The following is a 15,864-nucleotide window of genomic DNA, read 5'->3' on the forward strand; positions in this document are numbered from 1 at the left end:
CGTCGCACGCTGACAAGCTTCAGTTGCAGCGAATGCCGCGGTCGATGCGGCTCACGCCTTTGGCCTTGAGTGCTTCAAAAGCGGCCTGACGCGAATTCTGGTATCCCACATAGGCCGGATGCTGGCGATAACTCGGTGTCTCGAAGAACTGTCTGCCCTTGGCATGCAGCTCCTGGCGCCCTTGCACCACTTTCGCCAACGCCTGCGTCAAGGCATCACCTGCCCATGAGCGCACCGCCTCCTTGCTGAGCAGGGCCAGCACGGAATCTTCCGATGCAACGCCATTGGTGCTCTCTTCCACATCAATCCCGGGATGGTTGAGCTCGCCGTTGTTGAGGTAGCTGAGAATGGTTCCGAGCCACTCGGTCTGCGCCTGATCGAAACTGGCCGGCTTGGCCGTATAGACAAAGCCGCCACCGCAACCGTTGATGGCCTCCTGAAGCACGACATGCCCATCGGGCAATGGCGTAGCCGCCATCACCACGGCAGAGAAAGTCGCCGCGCACCATGACACACACAGCGCCACAGCGCTTCGCCTGAAACTCTTCAACACACCTGCCTCTGACACACCTGTCTCCTTTGACGAATTGCGTGATCGCCATTATGCGGAAAGCAGGGGCAGTCACCCGTCTTCGTGCCATCTGCGGTGGTCACAAGGTGTAATGGCGCGATCATGTGTTCGCCGTTATCACTCACTCAGACCACAGCAATGGCGCTACACATGCCCCCGCTTGCGCGCAGTGGAGTTTGAGCCTTTGGACAACAAGGCATCCGCCTGGTCATGCAAGGCCTCAATGATGTGGCAATGGCCATCCGTGCCGTCACAGCGATCACGCAAGCCCACCAGATCCCTCTCCAGCGCCTTGAGCTCTTTGAGGCGCTGCCGCACATGCCCCAAGTGGGCATCCAGTGTCTGACGCGCCGTCTCGCAGTCAGACTTGCTGTCCAGGCGCAATCCCATCAGGCTTCGCACCTCGTCGAGCGACATGTCCATGGCTCGACACAGCCGAATGAACCTCAGGCAATGTACATCGGCATCACTGTAGAGCCGGTACTGGTTGTCGGCACGGGCCTGCGGTCGCAGCAGCCCCTCTCGCTCGTAGTAGCGAATGTTGGCCGCGTCCACGCCACTTCGGCGGGCAGCCACGCCAATCCGGTAGGCAGGACTGGATGAGTAAGCCTGCGACGTCAGCGTCGGTCCATCGCCTTCGACAGTGTTTTTTGTCATGGTGCTTGACCTTGAAGTGACTTCAATGTTTCCAATCATGACACAGGGCATCCCCCTGAAGACATGTCATTGACAAAAGGAACCGAATTCATGGCCTGCTCCTGCCACGAGGACCATTGCAACATCTCGGAAGAACGCCGGACCGAACTCACCAACCCCAAGTGGCGCCGCGCCCTCTGGATTGCCCTGGCGCTCAATGCCGCCATGTTTGTCGTGGAGCTCAGCGCTGGCCTCAAGGCGGGCTCTGTCTCCCTGCTGGCAGATTCCATCGACTTTGCGGGCGACGCGGCCAACTACGGACTGTCCCTGGCCGTTCTCAGCATGGCCGTTGTCTGGCGCAGCCGTGCGGCCATGATCAAAGGCATTTCCATGTTCGCCTTCGGCATCTTTGTACTGGGCCAGGCGGCCTGGACATGGCAATCCGGAAGCGTGCCTGAGCCCGTGACCATGGGCGCTGTCGGGTTTCTGGCCATGATCGTCAACGCTGGTGTGGCCGTGATGCTTTACGCCTTCCGAGCCGGCGATGCCAACATGCGCAGTGTCTGGCTGTGCTCGCGCAATGACGCCATTTCCAACGTGGCCGTCATGGTGGCTGCCCTGGGCGTGTTCGGCACGGGTACCGCCTGGCCCGACCTGATCGTGGCCACCATCATGGCCGTTCTGGCACTCAGCGCCGGCGCATCGGTCATGGGGCAGGCCAAGGCCGAACTGGACGGCAGGGCCGAGCCGGGCACCACGCTCGAAGCCGGCCATCATCACGACCATGGGCACTGAAACCAAGCGTTGGTTCGCCTCCTTGGTGGAAACGATGGGAAACACTCAGGGAACTTGGACGCAACTCTCTGTATCATTTACACATGCGCAAATGGATCGTCATGCTGTTCATCGCTCTCCTGCCCTTCCAGGGCTGGGCAAGCGCCAGCATGCTCCTCGCGCCTGGTCATCAAGGGCACACATCCGCCAAAGTCGTCAATCCTGGCGGAGCAGACGCAAGTAACCATCCCTGTCACGCTGAAGTTGCTGAAGACGTGTCTTCAATGGCGCTTGACGAACAGGTCAATGACCACGGTGCCTGCCAGTCCTGCAACATCTGCCACGGGCTGGCCATGGCCCTTACGCCGGACCGCATCGGCGAACCGAAAGCTGAGCAGCAATACCCCACTGACACGACTTCGCGCTTCTTCAGCAACGACACGCGCCACGACCGCAAGCCACCCATCGCCTGAACGCCATTGCCGGGTCACGCCCGGCTGAGGTAGCCCTGACCGCACATGGCATCACTGCACACTGCGCCGATGACCTGACGACGGCAGCCAGGGTTCTGGAAGGGGCCAATCGCGCCCTGCTCGATGGAGATTTCACATGTTCAAACATGATGCATGCCCCAGCGGCGTGCCCTTTGACGCGCTGCGTGCGACTGCCGCGGCGGCGGTTCTGTTCGTTGCCACGCACTCGGCGCTGGCACAGGTTCCGGCGGCCACGCCCGACACGGATACAAGCCCCTGGTCTGTTCCACACTGGATGCCCCCGCAAGAAGCGCAACCGGGCGAGGACATGGTTCCTGCAGACATGGAGCAGGCCAAAAAGCTCTGGCTTCAGGCCAATCAGGAAGTCGCGGAATTTCCACGCGGTCATATGGACCTCATGCGATGGGAACGAAAGCAGGCACAAACACAAGCAAAATCGCAAGCAAAGGACGGTGCTGAACCCTTCGCAGAAGCCGAATTGGGGCTGAGCGAAGTGCTGCAGCAATCCATGCTGCTGCGGCCCGATTTGATGCTCGCGCCAGGCATGAGCACACTTCAGGAGGCGCAAGTCGATGCAGCCTACGCCGACCACCGCCGCAACGTTCAGGCGGCCTGGATCAAAGCCATCGAAGCCAAAAAAACTGCCCACCTTCAGCAAGCCATGCTGGACAACGCCCGCACAGGCACCGAACTGGGCAGGCGCATGGTGCGTGCAGGCAACTGGAGCCAGGCGCGCTACATGCAGGAGCAACTGATCGAGGCCAATGCCTGGCAGACGCTCGCACAAACACGCCAGGAAGAACAGTCTGCCATTGCCGCACTGGCCACTCTGATGGGTGTCTGGCAGACCGAGGCCATCGCTGCGCTGGCAGAGCGTTTGCCGAAGCAGTTGCCTGCCGTCGAAAAGCCGCCGCTCACAGGTTCTGCTCCCACCTTGCCCGCAGATGCCATGGCGCAAGCCATGGCGCGCCACCCGGGCGTGTCGTCCGCGCGCTTCGCCGCTGAGCGTCACTTGCGCGCGCTGCCACCTGGCCGATGGTCTCAGTGGCAAAACCAGGTGTCGGTCACCCTGACGGAGCACGGTGGAGCGATCAGCGCCCCACGCCTGCGAGACCGCCGCCTGCTCAATGACGAACCTTTGATGGAAGCCGTGGAGATGCAAGCACAGGCCATGCAGATGGCCACAGAGCGTCGCGCCCAGGTTCGCCGGGCGTGGGCAGAACTGCAGTGGCGCCAGGCACAGGCTGGCCACGCTGAAGGCGTGCTGCTGAAGCTTCAAACAGCGCTCGAGGACGAGACGCTGCTTCGCTACAACGGCATGCTGCAAAGCACGTGGGAGCTGCTCGCCAGCGCTCGCAGCAAACTGCAGGCCGTGGAAGGCGGTGTCAGTGCCAGAGCGGCCTACTGGCTGGCCAAAGCCAACTGGGATGCCCTGCAACTGGGCGCAGACGACCAGCCCACCGACATGAGCTCCGCCAGCAGCGGAGCTGGCGAATCGGCCACAGGAGGACACTGACATGACCAAAACCCATCAACCCCATACCCCAGCCTCCGGCGTGAGCCGACGCCACTTCTTTGCTGGCGCTGGCGCAGCCGTAGCCGCCGCCACGGTTTCGCGCAGCGCGCTCGCCGCCATTCCCGAAGCACCCCAGCAAACCTCTGCCGACACCGCACAGCCCTGGACCCCGTCCGGTGTCACAGGTGCTGGCCGCCCATACACCCCGGTGGTCACCATCAATGGCTGGACATTGCCATGGCGCATGAACAACGGCGTCAAGGAGTTTCATCTGGTGGCCGAACCAGTGGTGCGGGAAATGACACCTGGCTTTTTGGTGAACATGTGGGGCTACAACGGCCAAAGCCCGGGCCCGACCATTGAGGTGGTCGAGGGCGACAAGGTGCGCATCTATGTGACCAACCGTCTGCCGGAACACACCACCATCCACTGGCACGGCCAGCGCTTGCCCAATGGCATGGATGGCGTCGGTGGCCTCAACCAGCCCCAGATTCCGCCCGGCAAGACCTTCGTCTACGAATTCGAAGCCAAACGCCCCGGCACTTTCATGTACCACCCGCACGCGGACGAGATGACGCAGATGGCCATGGGCATGATGGGCTTCTGGGTGACACACCCCCGCAAGCGCCACCCCCTGATCGACGACGTGCAGCGCGACTACTGCTTCCTGCTCAACTCGTTCGACGTGGAGCCGGGCTCAATGACGCCGCAGGTGAACACCATGCTTGACCAGAACATCTGGGCATGGAACAGCCGCGTCTTCCCCGGCCTGGACCCGTTGGTGGCGCGATTGAACGACCGGGTGCGGGTGCGCATTGGCAACCTCACCATGACCAACCACCCCATCCACATCCATGGCATCGAGTTCGAGGTGACGGGAACGGACGGTGGGCCAGTGCCAAAGTCAGCGCGCTGGCCAGAGGTGACCACCGACGTGGCCGTGGGGCAAATGCGCCAGATCGAATTCCTGGCCGATGAACCCGGCGACTGGGCCATGCACTGCCACAAAAGCCACCACACCATGGGCGCCATGGGGCATGACGTGCCCACCATGATTGGCGCTGATCACCGGGGACTGGTGGGCGCCATGCAGCGCGCCAACCCCGAATACATGGTCATGGGCGAGCGCGGCATGGCCGATATGGGGGAGATGGAAATGCCATTGCCTCACAACACCTTCCCCATGATGACCGGCACCGGCCCTTATGGCGCGGTGGAAATGGGCGGCATGTTCAACGTGTTGAAGGTGCGTGCGGACCTGCCCGCAGGCAAATACACCAACCCCGACTGGTACCAACAGCCTCCGGGCACACGTGCCTTTGAAGTGGCGACGGGTGACATGCCTGCAGCGCCGCGCGCCAAGGCTGCGCCTGCGGGCGACAAGCCAGCCCACGCCCACGCCAAGAAGCCCGGTGCTCACCACCGTCACGGCGATTGAACACCCGTTGAAAGAACGATTGAATGAAAGCCAAACCGATGAAAAATCCAACCTCCACACCTGCCGCCAAACCATTCACCCGGCGCCAGTTCCAAGCCTCTCTCGCGGCCCTGCCCTTGCTGGCCTTGGCCCCTCTGGCCCGGGCCCATGGCGATGCACATGGGAAAAAAGACACGCCTGCCTCCAAAGACAAAGCCAATCAGGCACCCGCAGAGCAAAAAGCCTGGGGCATTGCGGGCCGGTCGACGCAAGTCGGTCGAACCGTTGAACTGCGCATGAGCGATGACATGCGCTTCTCGCCAGACACGTTGACCGTCAAACAGGGTGAGACCCTTCGCATCGTTGCGATCAACGACGGCAAGGTCATGCACGAGTTCGTGCTCGGTACCGACGAAGAGCTGAACGCCCATGCGGCGCTGATGAAGAAGTTTCCCAACATGGAGCACGACGAGCCCTACATGACCCACGTGCCACCTGGCCAGCGCGGCGAAGTCATCTGGCACTTCAACCGCCCTGGCACCTTCGGCTTTGCCTGCCTCATCGCCGGGCATTTCGAAGCCGGCATGCGCGGCACGTTGACCGTCGCGTGATGGACACCACTTCAACCCAATACAGCAGACACAACATGAACCGACGAAAACTACTGGGCAGCATCGTGTCTCTCGCGGCCGCGACCCTGCTTGCTCCACCACTTGTGCGCGCCGAAGGCGCCAAAGCCGACAGTGATTTGCCGACCATGGAAGTCTGGAAAGACCCCAGCTGCGGTTGTTGCAAGGACTGGGTGAGCTACCTGGAGAAAGATGGTTTCAAGGTCATCGTGCACGACACCGGAAACAATGCCATGCGGCGCCGGCTGGGCCTACCCATGAAATACGCCTCTTGCCACACGGCCCTGATTGGCGGCTATGTGGTCGAAGGCCATGTCAACGCCCCCGAGATCCGACGCATGCTCAAAGAGAAGCCCGATGCCCTTGGCCTCTCCGTTCCCGGCATGCCCGTTGGCAGTCCCGGTATGGACGGCCCGGTCTATCAGGGCCGAAAAGACCCTTATGACGTTGTCCTCGTGAACAAGGACGGCAGCCACAAGGTCTACCAGTCCTACCACCGCTGACCCCACCCATCCGTTCTGGAGATCCCGATGTCCATCCGATTCCATCCGCTCTCACGCTCCATTTCCCGCACATGCGCCACCACACTGATCGCCATCGGTGCGCTGTCGCTTTCCGCCCTGGCCCACGCCGAAGACCCGGTTGCTCCCGCGGCGGCAACTGCCAGCGACAAGCTGCCATGGGTTGATGGCACCGTCCGCAAAGTCGACACGGCACAGGGCAAGATCACGCTCAAGCACGGCGAGATCACCAACCTCGACATGCCGCCCATGTCGATGGTGTTCAAGGTAGCCGATCCATCCATGCTCGAAGGCATCAAGCCTGGTGACGCGGTCCAGTTTCAGGCCAGTGAGGTGCAAGGCGCCTACACCGCGGTGCAAATCCGCAAACCATGACGTTTCTACATCCAGGCGGCTCACAGTGCTGGTGTTCCACCTCCTCACTGGTGGCCGCCTTGCGTGCCTGAATTGGCCGGCCAGGACCTGCCCGCGACCTGCCCGGCACCACTCGTGCAGTAGCACTCGTGCGTGACAGTTCACACGCTTTGCTCCGGCAATTTGCTAAAGCCTCCCCAAAGAGAGGTGCATACCTTTGGGGCAGGTACCAAACAGGACCAAGGTCTAAAGCGGAAAAAAGCATGCTTTGCCCTTGGTACGCGGCATTTTCACGCCGTTTTTGTGCTGTTTTTCTCAGTTAAACACTTTGGCTGTTGTGTCGACACTAAAGGCACACCTGAATTTTGCAGGTGCAACTTTATGGGGTTATCGCCCCGAGGACGTCCTGCATGAGAGTCAACACCCCCGTCACTCAGAACGAGTTCGTCTACGCTGACGGCGTCACTCTGGTCTCCATGACAGACCTGAAGGGACGTATTACCTACGCCAACGATGCCTTCATTGCCGTCTCCGGCTTCGAGCGCGAAGAGCTGTACGGCAAACCCCACAACCTCATCCGCCACCCGGACATGCCGCCAGAAGCATTCCGCGACATGTGGTCAACCCTGCAATCAGGATCGCCCTGGTCCGCGCTGGTCAAGAACCGGCGCAAGAACGGCGACCACTACTGGGTCATGGCCAACGCCACGCCTGTGATGAGCAATGGCAAACCCGAAGGCTATATGTCGGTACGCACCAAGCCTTCCCGTTCAGACATCCAGGCCGCTGAAGAGCTGTATGCCCGCATGCGCGAAGAGGCTTCCTCCGGTCAGGTCAAACTCGGACTCAGCCGCGGCAGACTGGTCCGCAAAGGACTGGTTGGAGCGGTACAGCGCATGACCCGACTGACGCTGGGTCGTCGCATGGCCATCGGCACCCTGACGCTGGCTGCGGCCGTTCAGGCCATCGAACACATGAGTGAAGGCTTTGGAGCATGGGGACACTACGGCGCCCTCGCTGGAACCGTGCTACTGGCGCTGGGCATGGCCTGGCTGCTCAAACGCGTTTTCACAGCCCCATTGGGCGAAACGGTCGACTTCGCCAACCGGATGGCCGCTGGCGACCTCACCGGTCGCATGAGCGCAAGCCAACCCGGAGAGTTCGGCGAACTGGCACGCGCACTCAATCAGTTGAACGTCAACCTGCAGGCCGTTGTCTCCGACGTGCGCCGCGAAGTGCAAGGTGTGTCCATTGCAGCCACGGAAATCGCTTCGGGCAACAGTGACCTCTCTGCCCGCACCGAGTCCCAGGCCAGCAGCCTGCAGGAAACCGCTGCCTCCATGGAGGAGATCACCAGCACGGTTCAGCACAGTGCCACTTCCGCATCCGAAGCCGCTCGCATTGCCGAGCAGGCTGCCTCCGTGGCCCGGGAGTCGAACCAGGCCATGCAGATGCTGATTGGCACCATGGAGAACATCCAGAAATCTTCCAGCCGGATCGGCGAGATCATCCAGGTCATCGACGGCATCTCGTTCCAGACCAACATTCTGGCGCTGAACGCCGCCGTGGAAGCCGCCAGAGCCGGGGAACAAGGGCGCGGCTTCGCCGTCGTCGCGGGTGAAGTCCGCTCACTGGCCCAGCGCACCCTCACAGCCGCCAGCGAGATCAAGGGGTTGATCGAAGAGTCCGCCAACACCGTGGCAAAGGGCAGTACGCAGGTCAATGAGGCCAGTGCCACCATCGCCGGCATGCTCCAGTCGGTGGTGCAGGTGGATTCGCTCATCAACGAAATCACCTCGGCCAGCCAGGAGCAGTCCCAGGGGCTGTCGCAGATCAACGAGGCAGTGGGTCACATGGATTCGGTCACGCAACAGAATTCGGCCATGGTCGAGCAACTCTCTGCCGCGTCGACTTCCCTGCAGCAGCAGTCCCGCGTGCTGGAAGAAACCGTGAGGGTCTTCAAGTTGCAAAACAGCACCACTGCCTGAGCGACCGTACCGAAGGCCTGCATCGCGCAGATTTCGCCCGTCGCTGGAGACACACTGACACGCAGATGGAGCCCCGCGCATGGTAATGTTGCGCCATGCCAAACCAGCTGCGTTTTACCCTGCTCTCCATTCGGGACCTTCTGGTCTCGATCGGGCCCTTCATCCTGCTCACGGTCGCACTGCTGGTGCTCGCCTTCTGGTGGCTCAAGCCAACCCCACCCAGAAGTGTCATCCTGGCCACGGGACCTGAGCAAAGCGCCTACGACGAGTTTGGCAAGCGATATGCGCAATCGCTCGCGCACTTTGGCATCGAGGTGAAACTGCTGCGCTCCGACGGATCGTCCGACAACCTCAAGCTTCTGAGGAACGGTCAGGCTGACATCGGCTTTGTGCAAGGTGGGACGGCCGACATTGGCTATGACGATGAAGAGTCTGTGGTCTCTCTGGGCAGCCTGTTCGTCGAACCGCTGTGGCTTTTCTATCGCGAGGACTCGGCCCGGAAACACATGCAGTCCGACACCATCCATTCCCTGTCAGACCTCAAGGGCTGGCGAGTGAACGTGGGTACGGCTGGCAGCGGGGTGCCTCGCCTGTTCAATACCTTGCTCGACGTCAACCGCATCGAGCGCCAGTCGATCGACATGATGGAGCTGGAGCAAACGCCTGCGACCGTCGACTTCCTGGAAGGCAAGATAGACGCCGTGGTTTTCGCCTCCGCGCCTGAGTCACTGATGGTGCAGATGCTGTTGCAGTCGCCTGGCATCAAGCTGCTGCACTTTCCTCAAAGCGAAGCCTACTCGCGCAGGTTTTCCTACCTCACGCCCGTGGTGCTCCCCCAGGGCGTCGTCGACCTCTCGCAAAACGTACCAGCCAATGACGTCAAGCTGGTCGCATCCACCACCAGCCTGCTGGCTTCTTCCGGGACCCACCCGGCCATTGTCGACCTGTTCGCACAGTCGGCCATCAGCTTGCACGGTGGGTCGGGCTGGTTTCAGAAGGCCGGCGAGTTCCCCAGCCTGGAGCACAGCGAGGTCCCGCTCTCTGACGAAGCAGTGCGTGCCATCAGGAACGGCCCTCCCTTCCTGCAGCGCTACCTGCCGTTCTGGCTGGCCAACCTGGTCGAGCGCATGTGGCTGGCCATGGGCCTGATCATTGCGCTCGCCCTGCCACTTTCGCGAATCATCCCGCCTCTGTATGCCTTCAGGATCCGCTCCCGGGTATTTCGCTGGTATGCAGAGCTTCGCGACATCGAACAGCGTGTCGAAGCGTCACCGGAACAGACGCCGGACCTGCTCGACGAACTGGACGCCATCGACCAGAAAGTAGGCAAGGTAGTGATTCCGCTGGCCTACGCGGACGAGCTGTATGCGCTGCGCAGCAATATCCAGATGATCCGGCAGCGTCTGAAGGCGCACGCAGGCTCGACGGCACCCATTGACCACTGATGTTGATCAGTGGCGCTGTTCACTCTGCTGTGGTGAGGGCCACGCAAGCGGGCTGGGCTGGGTGTCGGCAAAGATCATCTGAAATGCCGTATCGCAACGTGCATCTTGCTGCCCGCGGCGTTGCCCGGCAGAGGACGCATCCGTCAAAGGCATCCAGGGCAGCTCCCGATCCTGCATGGGCCGGGAGGCCACAAATTGACCATCGCCGGGAGATTCATCACGTCGAGGGCGGTGCAAGGTCCGGTAGGCTGCCTCATGCAAGCCCATCAATGCCTGGAAAAAGGCCTCCGACTCCTGGCGCGTGAAATCGATGCTGTCCAGACCTTCGCGGAGGGTGCGCAGCACATGGGCGATCAGGTGAATCAGGCGAGGACGGTTGCGGCTGGCGACTCGCAGTTGCGACGACCAGAGAATATCGGGCACCACATCCCGGTAACGCAACTCGGCAGTGCCTTGCCGCTCTGACAGGCTCTTTCCCTGCTGCCGCGCCTGTGCCGCCGTGCGTTGCGCTTGGGCGATCACACGGGACCAGGTACCCGTCAGGAAACGGCGGACCACCGCCGGCGCCTTGCCGAAGTCCTTGCGCACACTGATCTCTGCCGCAATGCGCTGCGCCAGCTCATCCACCGGCATACCCGAGCCTTGCGACAACTCTCGCCCCGCCTCCGGCATCGCCAGTAACTGCGCCTGCTGCGCAACACGCTGCACAGGCGTCATGGGGCCAGCGCTCAGGCCGCGAACAGCGTCATGCACTGCCTGCGCGAAGGGAGCGAACCCTGTGTCCTGTTCGCTGGCGAACGTCTGACAGCGAACCTCGATGGCACTGAGCAAACGCTGAGCTGCATTGTCTTTCTCTGCATAAAAGCCCGGGTCCGAATGCGCGATCTGCATCAAGACTGGTTTCATGTCGCGCACCATGGCCTGCACCAGCGGCTGCACTTTCTGGCCATCGCTGACGCGGCGGATCATGAGACCCACCATCTCTGCAGCCAGCGCACGCGCCATGGCGTTGCTGGCACCTCCCAGGCGACGCCCCGCCACATACTGGCCGGCTCTGCCGAGATTGCCGACCAGCAGTTGCTGCAGGTGGTCCAGCGTGAGTACCGCCTGTGGGCTGTCACCCGACATCTCATTGGCCAACAGCGGCTCCTCCTGATTGGCCGCTTTCGTGGATGTCGGCATCCCGGACGAAGCTGCCGAAGGCATAGCATTGATGGAGGCAATCTGGTAGTTGGCCGACTCGACCTTCCACCCGGAGATCATGTGATTGACGTCCTGGTAGAAGTGTTCAAGGATTCGCCCCAGTGGCATCGCACCAGCCTGCATCCAGCGGGTGCGCACCGCATCATCGCTACAAACCGCTTCAAACGCGGCCATCACGGCATCCACGATGGGCTCGGGTTGCAGCGGGTTCGCGCTGGCACGAACATGACTCATTCCCCGAAGGCCACAGACCCGAGCCTGCAGTTCAACAAGTTCATCATCCACTGACAGCTTCACCATCTGCAGCATCCGAGCCTGCGTCATGTCTTGCTGCACATCGTCATCTGACAGCAGAGCCATGGATGACTCACTCGCCTCTTCAAGGCTGAGCCTAGACTCCTTCTTCTCCGAGGGAAACACGGATGCAGGCGATGAGTCCGCCGCATTGCCTGCTCGGCCACTGGTGAGGCTGCGTGCCTCCCATGCCACATCCAGGCGCCTGATCAGCTCGCGCGTGACCATATCCCGACGCGCCAACAGCATGGAAATGGCATGCTCATTCAGGCTGCGTTCGCCAGCATTGTCCGTCGCGCAATGCCGCATGGCATCGCGCAATGCGTCGATCCACGCCGGAACCCATCGACGCGCCATCCGTTTCGACTGTTCGAGACAAGCTTCGAACAAATGAGACGGCCTGCGAGGCTTGGACAACTCAACGGCGGATTCCATGACACGTGACTCCGGGGCGACAGCAAAATATAAGCAAAACATGAGCGATACCCACCTTGAGCGGATTCGCTTCCATGGAGCACATTGTTCAACTGCGTCCCCGGCCGCAAGCGAAAGAAAAGGCGGGATTCACCCCGCCTTTTCAAGCCATACATTTGACCTCATTTTTCAAGCAGTCCAGCCGTCAAAACGAACCAAACGGGTTCATTGGGAGCGCGCTCACTGTTTCAAAAGCGCCCGCCAGCCATCCCACCCGAGCTTTTCGAGCGTCGCAATGTTGCGCTCCACTATCGCTTCGGCATCACCCCCTTCGCTTTCCACGGCACGCGAGATGCTGTCTTCCCTCAGCAAATGCAAGGTGGGGTAAGGTGATCGGTTCGTTGCATTCGAGACGTCGCCTTCCTCCGCGCCTTCGAAGCGGTAGTCCGGGTGGAAGCTAGCCACCTGGATGACGCCTTCCAGCTCGTGCTCATCCACCACCTCATCCACCACCTCCAGGAAATCGTTGAAGACCTCGAAATCCGGGAAGAGCGTGGGATGAATCAGCAAAGTGGTATCAATCTCTTCGGGTGGGGTGCTGGCCAGCAGGTCCAGCTCACGATCCAGGTCCTCCAGAAGACCATCCACGTGTTTGGCGTGGCTCACCACAATGCGCACCTGTTTCTTGGCCCAGACCGAACGGGCAAAGGGGCAGAGGTTGAGGCCGATGACGGCCTTTTCGATCCAGTGGCGGGTGGAGGTGATGATGGTTTGGTCATCCATGGGGGTTGGGGTTGTTTTGGTTAAACGAGGATTGTGCCTTGGAACGCACTGCAGCCCTTCTCCTTCCTCTCTTTACTCTCTTTACTCTCTTTACTCTCTTTACTCCCCCCCTATCCCCCCAGCCCCCTTTCCACCCCGCCGGGCGGAAAGGGGGAGCTCTCATTTGGCTTCTGGTCTCCGACTCGGCTTCTACGGCTCGATGCGTCGCCACCGTGGTTTGGGGTACATGCATTTCGCTGAGGCTGTCGTAGGAGCCTCGGCTTTGGTCTTCGCTCCCACGGCGCCCAGCTGACTTTGCCGCTTTGCGGCTTGTCAGTTGGGCGCTGGCTTCGCGCGTTGCAAGTCCCTTTGACCTGAAATGTTTCGCTCGCAGGCAACCGGCGAGCCGCGCAGCGGCAACGCTGGTTGACTGCCGTGGGCACACCAAGAGCAGGCGAAGTCTCTACGACAGCGGTGGAGAAACCGTGGTGACCGAGAAGCAGCGGCAACCTCCCGCCAGTAGCCACACGTCCAGAAACCAGAAGCCGAATGTTTAAAGGCTCCCCTTTCCGCCCCGGCGGGGGTGGAAAGGGGCGGGGGGGATAGGGGGGGGAAGAAAAGGAAGAATGAAACAAAAGACGCTCGGAAGTGAAGAGCGGTAGCCACTGGCTGAAAGGCCAATACCAACTCCCAAAAGCAAAAAACCCCTCAAGTGAGGGGCGCAGAAAATCCAAAGTTGCGACGGATTCGAGTTTCTCTACCCATACGCAACGAACCTGCCAACAAAGCGCGCACAAGACTGGCGAGCCGCAAAGCGGCAAAGCCAGCAAACCCGCCACGCCAAAGAGACCACAACACGCCAACAAAAAGCCCCTCAAGTGAGGGGCGTAGAAGAATCCAAGGTTGCGACGGGTCCGGGTTTCCCGGTCCGTACGCAACGCCCCCCAGTGGGGGGTGACGCGCCGCAGGCGCGGCGCGGGGGGCGTCCTTACTTCAAGGCTTTGTAGCGCATTCGCTTGGGCTTGGCGCCCTCTTCGCCCAGACGCTTCTTCTTGTCGGCTTCGTACTCCTGGTAGTTGCCGTCGAAGAAGGTCCACTGGGAATCGCCTTCTGCTGCCAGGATGTGGGTACAGATGCGGTCGAGGAACCAGCGGTCGTGGCTGATCACCATGGCGCTGCCGGCGAATTCCAGCAGGGCTTCTTCCAGCGCGCGCAGGGTTTCGACGTCCAAGTCGTTGGATGGCTCGTCCAGCAGCAGCACGTTGCCGCCTTCTGACAGCATCTTGGCCAGGTGCAGGCGGCCACGCTCACCGCCGGAGAGGTTCTTCACCAGCTTTTGCTGGTCGCCACCGGAGAAGTTGAAGCGACCGCAGTACGCACGGCTGGGCATCTGGAACTTGCCCACGGTGATGATGTCCAGGCCACCGGAGATGTCTTCCCAGACGGTCTTGTCGCCGGCCAGGCCTTCGCGGGTCTGATCCACTGCAGCGATCTGTACAGTTTTGCCAATGCTCACTTCACCGCTGTCTGGCGTTTCCTTGCCGGTGATCATCTTGAACAGCGTCGACTTACCGGCGCCGTTGGGGCCGATGATGCCGACGATAGCGCCAGCGGGCACCTTGAAGCTCAGGTCGTCAATCAGCACGCGGTCGCCAAAGGATTTGGTGACGTTCTTGAACTCGATGACTTCATTGCCCAGACGCTCGGCCACGGGAATGAAGATCTCGTTGGTCTCGTTGCGCTTCTGGTAGTCGACGTCGGACAACTCCTCGAAGCGGGCCAGACGCGCCTTGCTCTTGGCCTGACGGCCCTTGGGGTTCTGACGCACCCACTCCAGTTCCTTCTTCATGGCCTTGGTGCGGGCGTCTTCGGTGCGCTGTTCCTGCTCCAGACGCTTTTCTTTCTGCTCCAGCCAGGTGGAGTAGTTGCCCTTGTAGGGGATGCCATGGCCACGGTCGAGTTCGAGAATCCACTCGGCGGCGTTGTCCAGGAAGTAGCGGTCGTGGGTGATGGCCACCACGGTGCCCGAGAAGCGCGAGAGGAACTGTTCGAGCCAGTCGACAGATTCAGCGTCCAGGTGGTTGGTCGGCTCGTCCAGCAACAGCATGTCGGGCTTGGAGAGCAGCAGGCGGCACAGCGCCACACGGCGCTTCTCACCACCGGACAATGGGCCGATCTTGGCCTCCCATGGCGGCAGGCGCAGTGCGTCAGCCGCGATCTCCAGCAAGTGGTCGGTGTTCTCACCGCCGGCGGTGGCGATGATGGCTTCGAGCTCGGCCTGCTCGGTGGCCAGCGCATCAAAGTCGGCATCTGGCTCGGCATAGGCGGCATACACCTCTTCCAGGCGCTTCTTGGCTTCCAGCGCACCACCAATGCCCTGCTCGACTGCTTCGCGAACAGTCTGGTCAGGGTCCATCTGCGGCTCCTGCGGGAGGTAGCCGATCTTGATGCCGGGCATCGGGATGGCTTCACCCTCGATTTCCTTGTCGATGCCGGCCATGATCTTGAGCAGCGTCGACTTGCCGGCGCCGTTCAGGCCCAGCACGCCGATCTTGGCACCCGGGAAGAAGGACAGCGAGATGTCCTTGAGGATCTGACGTTTGGGCGGCACGATCTTGCCGACCCGGTTCATCGTGTAAACGTATTGAGCCATGGCTGTGGAAGTGAAGAACTAGAAAAGAGAAAAATCAAAAAAGCGAAATGGTGAGGCAAACGGCCGGGCACAGATAAGGCAGACGGCACTGCATCGTGCGATGCGCACGCTGAAACGAATACGGCGTTTGCCAGAAGTCAGGCGGCTCGGATGTCGGCATGCGGCTTGCAGCAGCGCAGATATCCGGTCATGC

The 15,864-nt window shown here is 61.2% G+C and carries 14 protein-coding genes; 9 read left to right on the plus strand and 5 right to left on the minus strand.

The genetic code is table 11. The features are described from left to right. Window positions 1-19 precede the first annotated feature (19 nt). A complete protein-coding gene (locus tag ABWV89_RS16900; protein WP_353399539.1) occupies window positions 20-568 on the minus strand; it encodes a hypothetical protein in 549 nt (182 codons plus the stop codon). A 147-nt stretch (window positions 569-715) separates the two neighbouring features. After that, a complete protein-coding gene (locus tag ABWV89_RS16905) occupies window positions 716-1,228 on the minus strand; it encodes a Cd(II)/Pb(II)-responsive transcriptional regulator (protein WP_353399542.1) in 513 nt (170 codons plus the stop codon). A 63-nt stretch (window positions 1,229-1,291) separates the two neighbouring features. On the opposite strand from ABWV89_RS16905, the gene ABWV89_RS16910 reads away from it, so the two are divergent. The 9 genes from ABWV89_RS16910 (at window position 1,292) to ABWV89_RS16950 (ending at window position 10,345) form a co-directional block, all read left to right on the plus strand. Further along, on the plus strand, window positions 1,292-2,002 hold the full coding sequence (locus ABWV89_RS16910) for a cation efflux transmembrane domain-containing protein (RefSeq protein ID WP_353399545.1): 711 nt from the start codon (window positions 1,292-1,294) through the stop codon (window positions 2,000-2,002). A gap of 83 nt (window positions 2,003-2,085) precedes the next feature. Beyond that, window positions 2,086-2,454, plus strand: coding sequence for a hypothetical protein (locus ABWV89_RS16915; RefSeq protein WP_353399548.1), 369 nt, complete (start codon window positions 2,086-2,088; stop codon window positions 2,452-2,454). A 136-nt stretch (window positions 2,455-2,590) separates the two neighbouring features. Continuing rightward, window positions 2,591-3,991, plus strand: coding sequence for a TolC family protein (locus tag ABWV89_RS16920; protein WP_353399550.1), 1,401 nt, complete (start codon window positions 2,591-2,593; stop codon window positions 3,989-3,991). 40 nt (window positions 3,992-4,031) lie between these two features. After that, window positions 4,032-5,429: a multicopper oxidase family protein gene (locus tag ABWV89_RS16925; protein ID WP_353399752.1), complete on the plus strand. Its 1,398-nt coding sequence runs from the start codon at window positions 4,032-4,034 to the stop codon at window positions 5,427-5,429. Between the two features lie 38 nt (window positions 5,430-5,467). Further along, a complete protein-coding gene (locus tag ABWV89_RS16930) occupies window positions 5,468-6,019 on the plus strand; it encodes a cupredoxin domain-containing protein (protein ID WP_353399553.1) in 552 nt (183 codons plus the stop codon). A gap of 35 nt (window positions 6,020-6,054) precedes the next feature. Beyond that, window positions 6,055-6,540, plus strand: a complete 486-nt coding sequence (locus tag ABWV89_RS16935; protein ID WP_353399556.1) for a DUF411 domain-containing protein — start codon at window positions 6,055-6,057, stop codon at window positions 6,538-6,540. A 27-nt stretch (window positions 6,541-6,567) separates the two neighbouring features. Continuing rightward, window positions 6,568-6,933: a copper-binding protein gene (locus ABWV89_RS16940; protein WP_353399559.1), complete on the plus strand. Its 366-nt coding sequence runs from the start codon at window positions 6,568-6,570 to the stop codon at window positions 6,931-6,933. A 389-nt stretch (window positions 6,934-7,322) separates the two neighbouring features. Next, window positions 7,323-8,900, plus strand: coding sequence for a methyl-accepting chemotaxis protein (locus ABWV89_RS16945; protein WP_353399561.1), 1,578 nt, complete (start codon window positions 7,323-7,325; stop codon window positions 8,898-8,900). Between the two features lie 95 nt (window positions 8,901-8,995). Then, window positions 8,996-10,345, plus strand: coding sequence for a TAXI family TRAP transporter solute-binding subunit (locus ABWV89_RS16950; protein ID WP_353399563.1), 1,350 nt, complete (start codon window positions 8,996-8,998; stop codon window positions 10,343-10,345). Between the two features lie 6 nt (window positions 10,346-10,351). Here ABWV89_RS16950 and ABWV89_RS16955 read toward each other — a convergent pair whose 3' ends face one another. The 3 genes from ABWV89_RS16955 to ettA all read right to left on the minus strand — a co-directional run bounded on the left by ABWV89_RS16955 (window position 10,352) and on the right by ettA (window position 15,671). Next, window positions 10,352-12,277, minus strand: a complete 1,926-nt coding sequence (locus tag ABWV89_RS16955; RefSeq protein ID WP_353399566.1) for a DUF1631 family protein — start codon at window positions 12,275-12,277, stop codon at window positions 10,352-10,354. 219 nt (window positions 12,278-12,496) lie between these two features. Beyond that, window positions 12,497-13,039, minus strand: a complete 543-nt coding sequence (locus tag ABWV89_RS16960; protein WP_353399569.1) for a DUF1415 domain-containing protein — start codon at window positions 13,037-13,039, stop codon at window positions 12,497-12,499. Between the two features lie 967 nt (window positions 13,040-14,006). Next, window positions 14,007-15,671, minus strand: coding sequence for an energy-dependent translational throttle protein EttA (gene ettA, locus ABWV89_RS16965; RefSeq protein WP_353399572.1), 1,665 nt, complete (start codon window positions 15,669-15,671; stop codon window positions 14,007-14,009). Window positions 15,672-15,864 lie beyond the last annotated feature (193 nt).

This window comes from Hydrogenophaga sp. 5NK40-0174 (assembly GCF_040372165.1).
In the GTDB taxonomy this organism is placed as follows: Bacteria; Pseudomonadota; Gammaproteobacteria; order Burkholderiales; family Burkholderiaceae_C; genus Hydrogenophaga.